The 6,658-nt window shown below is 31.7% G+C and carries 4 protein-coding genes and 1 pseudogene; 2 read left to right on the top strand and 3 right to left on the bottom strand.

Annotation, left to right across the window (positions count from 1 at the left end):
* Positions 1-26 precede the first annotated feature (26 nt).
* Together V6U76_RS03905 and V6U76_RS03910 are read left to right on the top strand one after the other, a co-directional pair.
* On the top strand, positions 27-1,076 hold the full coding sequence (locus tag V6U76_RS03905; RefSeq protein WP_333023727.1) for a hypothetical protein: 1,050 nt from the start codon (positions 27-29) through the stop codon (positions 1,074-1,076).
* Positions 1,077-1,084: 8 nt separating this feature from the next.
* A complete protein-coding gene (locus tag V6U76_RS03910; RefSeq protein ID WP_333023728.1) occupies positions 1,085-1,930 on the top strand; it encodes a cell envelope integrity protein TolA in 846 nt (281 codons plus the stop codon).
* 477 nt (positions 1,931-2,407) lie between these two features.
* On the opposite strand, the pseudogene V6U76_RS03915 reads toward V6U76_RS03910, so the two are convergent.
* The 3 genes and pseudogenes from V6U76_RS03915 to V6U76_RS03925 all read right to left on the bottom strand — a co-directional run.
* Positions 2,408-3,400, bottom strand: a pseudogene (locus tag V6U76_RS03915) (YifB family Mg chelatase-like AAA ATPase); the annotation flags it as partial.
* A gap of 119 nt (positions 3,401-3,519) precedes the next feature.
* Positions 3,520-4,914 carry a malonyl-CoA decarboxylase gene (locus V6U76_RS03920; RefSeq protein WP_333023729.1) on the bottom strand — a complete coding sequence of 465 codons (1,395 nt, stop codon included), beginning with the start codon at positions 4,912-4,914 and terminating at the stop codon, positions 3,520-3,522.
* A 121-nt stretch (positions 4,915-5,035) separates the two neighbouring features.
* Positions 5,036-6,214, bottom strand: coding sequence for a multidrug effflux MFS transporter (locus V6U76_RS03925; RefSeq protein WP_333023730.1), 1,179 nt, complete (start codon positions 6,212-6,214; stop codon positions 5,036-5,038).
* Between the last annotated feature and the right edge of the window lie 444 nt (positions 6,215-6,658).

Genomic DNA, 6,658 nt, shown 5'->3' on the forward strand with positions numbered 1-6,658 from the left:
ATTTTATATGAATGGTATGGGGTAATATGCCAAGTTTTTTTACTAAATATAATTCATTTGAAAAAAGAGTTAATGCAGCAATTGATGCTGGTGATCCTAAGTTAGTTCAAGTCCTTCTTGGTCCAAAATATTGTCAACTTTGGCAATATTGGTTGGTACATGGTATCATTGCGTCTAAAGCATTAAAGATGGAAAGAGTAACTCAGGCTAAGCTGTTTTTAAGTATTGTTGATAAGCAAGGAGAAGTTCTCCAGGAACAGAAGAAATTATTAGAAGAGCAAAAGAAATTTTTAGAGAATAGAAATAAGGAAAGAGAGAATCAAGTTTCAGGTCAAGTACCAAATCAAGCAGAACAGATAAAGAAAAGTAGAAATTTTATAAGAGATTTATTGATTGCTACGCGTGATGTAGCAATTAAATGCAGAAATGCTATAGTAGAAGAATCAAATCTGGAGATAGACTGCCGCAAGTTTTATATACCGAATAACTTATTAAATGTTCATGGTGATGATGCGAAAGATCTTAAGCATGTAATTCAGCAAATAAAGACAATATCAAATGCAGAAAAGCTAACTTTAACTAACGAAATTGATAGTGTAATAGAAGAAATGAGTAAACAAATTAATAGTGATATTTGGCGGAATCTTTCGCTCACGCACCATCCAGATAAACAAGAGAGCAAAGATGATGGAGTGCAGAAGATAATCAATCAAACTGTAAGAGCACTGAGAAACATACATGAGTATGTGATGAAAATGGGGAAAGTGGAAGACGCAAAAAAAGCTCAGTTGTCTGATTATATTGAAGGCAAAGAATGTCATTTTGTGTATAGAATGTATGGTGAAATACCGCTAAGCATACTGAGCAGCGACCAAGATGTATCTGAAGTGGTAAAGATATCACCGGTTGATGGAATGTCAGCATTTTTTGAGCTGACATTCCTGGCACATCAAGAAAAAGGATATTTAATGCTCGCGAGAAATGAGTTTTTGCGTGATGCAGTAGCATCGGCAGAGTCGATTGCAAACAAGTTGCAGGGAGTAAAGGAAGTTCCATACAAAGATTTGCAGAACTAAAAGGATTTATGGAGTCTACATGGAAAAATTTTGATAGAGCATATGGCTGGTATGTAGAAGGATATCATAAGCAATGGGTAGAATATTTAGAGAGTTTAAACGGGCGCTGCAAGAAATTAGAGTTATACAAAGTCATACAGCCAGAAGTGGAAAAATTTCTTCAGGAAAGTTATAAGCAATATGAAATATTGCTTCAAAAATCTTACCGAGCAAATGCAGATGTGGAATTTGTGCTACCTATGCTTGAATATCATAGTTTAATGAAAACATACTACGCGTTTGCTATGCAGTTATTAAAGGAAACTAAATGCTGTTACTGGCCTAGAGGTTATGTTTGCAATCAACCTGCTCTTAATGACATAAATTTCATATTAGATAAAGAGAATGATGCACTAAAAGGAACGAAAGAAAACATAGAGAATCACTTATATAGTCAAGAATTATTGAGAGATGTGGAGAAATTAGTTAGTGTTTATATAAAAAATAACGATAACGGCTTAATCGAAGGAATAAGCAAATATTATAAGGTAAGTAAAGAAGAAAAATTGGATCAGGAGAATGAAGAAAGTAAAAAAGCTAAAGAAGAAATAACTAAAAAGGAAATAGGAAATGTGATACTATTCATGTTGGAGCACTTAAAAAAATTATTAAGTAACAAGTTTAAAGAAAAGAAGACTTACTTTGAAAGAAATAAGGAAGAACTAGAACAAATAAGAAAGGCAAGAAAAGAAGCAGAGCGAAAGGCTAAGGAAGAAGCGCAAGGAAGAGAAGAAGAAAAAAAAGGAAGGTTAAAAGCTGAGGCAGAGAAGTCTAAAGTAGAGGCAAGAGCTAGGAAATTGGAAGAAAAAATCTGATCTTAAAGATGTAAGAGTTGAACCAGGAATTAGTAGAGGAATGAGTAGGTATTAATGGAGCCAATCTATCCTGAGTATTCCTTTGGAAGCATAAATATTCCAGTGTAGGTTTTATAGAAAATAATTGTTTCTGATCTTGGGGTTGCTTATCCTTTTTTTATTTTGTTTGCTAAAAAATCCAACTTTTTAGTTACTTACCTTTCCACGTGCTCTTTTTTGCATTCTATTCTTCTTATTAAATTTGTATAGAAAAATATTTTCAAACTTCTTTGAAGAAGTACTTAAGCTGCTCACTCCAAAGCAAGCTCATCTTCGTGCCTATGAAGTTATTTATGGCTGGCTATTTTTCTTCTCATTACTACTCATAAAAACTTCCAAGGTCAACACTATATACAAACTCAGTACCCTTCTTTGAACGTAATAGTTCTCTAGAAATTACCCTTTTGAACTCCAAATTGTTTTTTGCAAGGTTGTACATGTTGTATGAGCATTCGCCCTTGCTATACTGACTTTTTTATCTTCTAGAGGTTGACGTAGAGAATCAAGTACGGATTTTGAAAATTCAGGTAATTCATCAAGAAATAATACTCCATTATGAGCCATAGTCACTTCTCCTGGCTTTGCATATCTTCCACCTCCTATCATTGCTGGCATAGAACATGAGTGATGTGGCTCACGAAATGGGCGAGATGTTTTGAAAATTTCGCTATTGTTCTTCATAATACTAGAAATTATATTGATATCTATCATTTCTGCTTCACTTAAATCAGGAAGTAGCCCAATGAAACGCTTAGCAAGCATTGATTTTTCTGTTCCAGGAGGACCAATAAGAACCATATTATGGCCACCTGCTGCTGCAATTTCTACTGCTCTTTTTGCAACAATTTGCCCTTTTATATCTTTCATATCACATACTGCTCTTTTCTCTTTAAACTTATTATTATTAAGCTTCATAGATTTTGATAGCAACTCTTCACCTTTAAAGTACCTTATAATTTCAGTTAATTTTTCTATTGCTAATATCGGTATATCTTTTATCCATGTTGCCTCTTCTATGTTTCCTATAGGACAAATTACCCCTTTATCTTCTTTTTTTGCATGAATTGCTGTTGGCAATACCCCAGAAACCGATATTATTAAAGCAAGTTCACCCATTGCTATATAGGAACTTACTTTTTCAGTAGGTATTACATTCATTATTACAAGTAGTCCAATAGCAATTGCTAAATCGTAGTGACTTCCTTCTTTCAGCAAATCAGCAGGAGAAAGATTTACAGTAATTCTTTTCGCAGGTAAAAGTAAATTGATTGAATTTAAGGCAGCCCTAATTCGTTCACGTGATTCAGCAACTGTTTTATCCGTAAGACCAACAATGTTAAAGGCAGGAATACCGTTTGCCATATGAACTTGCACATTGATATTAACTGTGGTAATACCTTGAAAAGCGACAGTATTTATGTTTGCTATCATAGTACATAATATAGTAAATATATATATTATACTAGTATAATAATAAAATCAAAGAAATTATTATAATAACGTACTATATTTTCATGCCTACACATAAACCTATTTAGGTTTATACATCACTAACTCCTTAATAAATATGATATTTCCTTCGAATGTGAAACAGCTTTTTTTATCATATAATTCTCATGATTATCATCTATTCTTGGCAATTCATATAAGTAATTTACCATTATACCTGCCGATTGATCAATCCCTTTCTCTGAAATATCTGCCATCCAGTTTAATCTTTTTATTAAGGCACCATTACTAAGATGAAAATGTTCTACTAAATCATAAGCATATCCTCTGTTATTTTTAACTTTAAGTAAATAATACGCACATAGCTTTAATAAGTATTTCTTAATTTCACTGGAACATTGAGTTCCAGTCTTAAATTGTTCTATAGCATCTAAAATCTCTGTATAATGTTGCATAACATTAAGTTTATTTAATAAGCCGGCATCTGTGTCTAAAATCGACTTGATCCATTTTGTGAACCCTGGAATTGGTGAAAGAGTTGCATATGTTCTTATATTTTTAAAATCTTTCGATACTTTCTCCACAACCCTCTTTATTAAAAAGTTTCCAAGATTAATACCAGATAACCCTACTTGAGTGCTTGATATAGAATAAAATATTGCAGTGTTTACATTGCTCAAATCTCCTGATGAAATAGATTCATCTAGGAGATATTGGATATTATCTGCGATTTTATCTACTAATGCAACTTCAACAAAAATCAAAGGTTCATTTGGTATTTTATAATGGAAGAAGCCAAAACAAAGACCTAACCTATTTTTTAAATCATTCCAAGAAGAAATTTTATGTACTGCTTCATATTTTATTAATTTTTCAAGCAAAGATGCAGGTGAATCCCAAGTTATTTGACGCAAGTCTAATAGGTCTACATCAAACCAAATAGAAAGTATGTTTTTTAATTCCCTTTCTAATGAACCTAAAGATCTGTATTGATTCTTTATGTTTAGTATATCAGAGCGCATATCAACAATAAACTTTAAACCATCAGGCAATGAGATGAACTGCTTTAGTATTTTGAAGCGTGGTGACTCCAAAGCTGTTGTTAAATCCTGTTTAAATTTGTAATCAAGATCAGGAATTTGATTTTTCTGATATTCACTAATCTTTTGGTGTATTTTTTCCTTATCTGAATTAAATTCCTTTGCTAAGATCTTTAAAAATTTTATTTTTCCTAGTTCCGATAAACTTAAATACAAATTACCTAGTGTTACAGTGTTTCTTCTTGCTGACACTTCTCCGCCTTTTGGGCTTAAGCACTCATTCATCTTTCCAATAATAGAATCAACATCTCTTTCACTACTTAAATCTTTGTTGATATTACCTATCCATGATCTTACAGTATCTGCAACTTCCCCTAATATTCGAAAAAAACTCTTGATTATTTTACTTTCACTGGCCTTTTCCATATCTATTTCTATACGATTTTCATCAGTCATAACTACTGTACTAAATTTTACTTTTCTTAGGATTCTTATCCATTAGAATAATGAAAAGATAATAAACTTTAACTATAAAATTTACTCTATTATCTCATCAATAATATTAGAAAATAGATTATTATTCAATGCTGTCAATATCAAAAACTTTTGGTAACCTAATAAGGTAGATAGTAAACATAAGCTGTAGTGCTACTGCAAATAAGATGATAAAAGATACACTGATTGTTTTACCATTAAAAACATGACTTGTTAAACCTATAAAAATAGCCATTATCATTGACCTAATGAGTGAAATTGCAGAGGAAGCAGTACCCTTTACTTCAGGAAAAACATTTATTGAAGCATTAAAAATTGTTGCAAAACAAATGCCAGCACCAGTAGCAAAAACTATCATAGACAGTGTTACTGCATAGAAAACATAAGGAATGATTATACTAAACGCAGCAAGCAATAAAGATCCAATAAAAATTATGAATGTACCTAAGATGACGTATGACTTTGCTTTAAGCCTTTTTATAATTTTTGAAGAAAATAGACTAACTATAGAGAAACATCCTATCACCGCACCTTGATTCAAGGCATAAATAGTATTGTGTAACCCAAAAGTTTTTATATATAAAAATGGCGCACAGACAATAAAAGACATATAAGCACCAGATAAAAACCCTTGTATTACAGTTAATGCAATAAATTTTGAGCTGGTTAAAAGCTTTCTATAATCTTCTGTTATTTTCTTTATACTAAAAACTGCTAAATCCTTTTTGGTCTCTGGTAAAATAGCAAGTAATAAAACCCAAGAAACAAAAGATATCAATGCAATGCTAAAGTAATTACCACGCCATCCTATAGCCTCATTAATAAAACTACCTATAACAGGGGCAATAGCTGTTGCAACTGTTGTTATTGCATTCATTATACTAAGAATACTTACTGCTTTATTACCCTGATATTTATCTGCAACTACTGCAAATATGATTGCTGATGTTCCTGCTCCAATGCCTTGAATAAAACGAGATATTAAAAGCCAATTGATCGATGGTGCAATTATGCAACCTATAGCACCAATCAGTAACATTGTACTACCTGCAATAATAACTTTCCTTCTGCCATAACATTCAGATAGTGGACCAAATATTAGCACGCTAATACAAATACCTAGAAAATTATAAGTAACTGTTGATTGAATTATTCCTGTTGATACATTAAAATAATTTGCCATGTCTGGAAATCCAGGCACAGAGATATCGATTTCAATATATTCAGCAATAAGCGTGAGAATTAATGTAAAAAGTAACATAATTAATAATGTGGAAAACCTTTTGACTTTACCGCATAATTATTTGATGCACAAGTGAGAAACAAAAAAAGAATTTAATATTAGACATTCACATACAATATATTTGAAGGCATTCAACTAGAATAGGTATAAAAAACATAGATTTTACGCATGAATCAAGCGAATAAAACTACAGGATTAGTAGATTACATTGTGTATCATAGTGTATCATATTATTATAAAATCTTTGCAGAATAACTGGGAAAATTTGTCCTGTTTAAGTATTCTTATCAAGTCATTAGAACTAAAAACCATCACCTACAGGGTAAATTTAATCAATTTGATGAAGTAGCTTGCCTTCCTGTATTGATATATATTAGACCTCTAGCATAACCATACTAAAAGTTGTAATCTACTAGAAAATAATATGAGATGGGTAATGGGGTTTGAAAAAATAAGCAGGTT

The sequence above is a fragment of the Wolbachia endosymbiont of Pentidionis agamae genome, from assembly GCF_036711655.1.
Taxonomy (GTDB): Bacteria; Pseudomonadota; Alphaproteobacteria; order Rickettsiales; family Anaplasmataceae; genus JAZHPY01.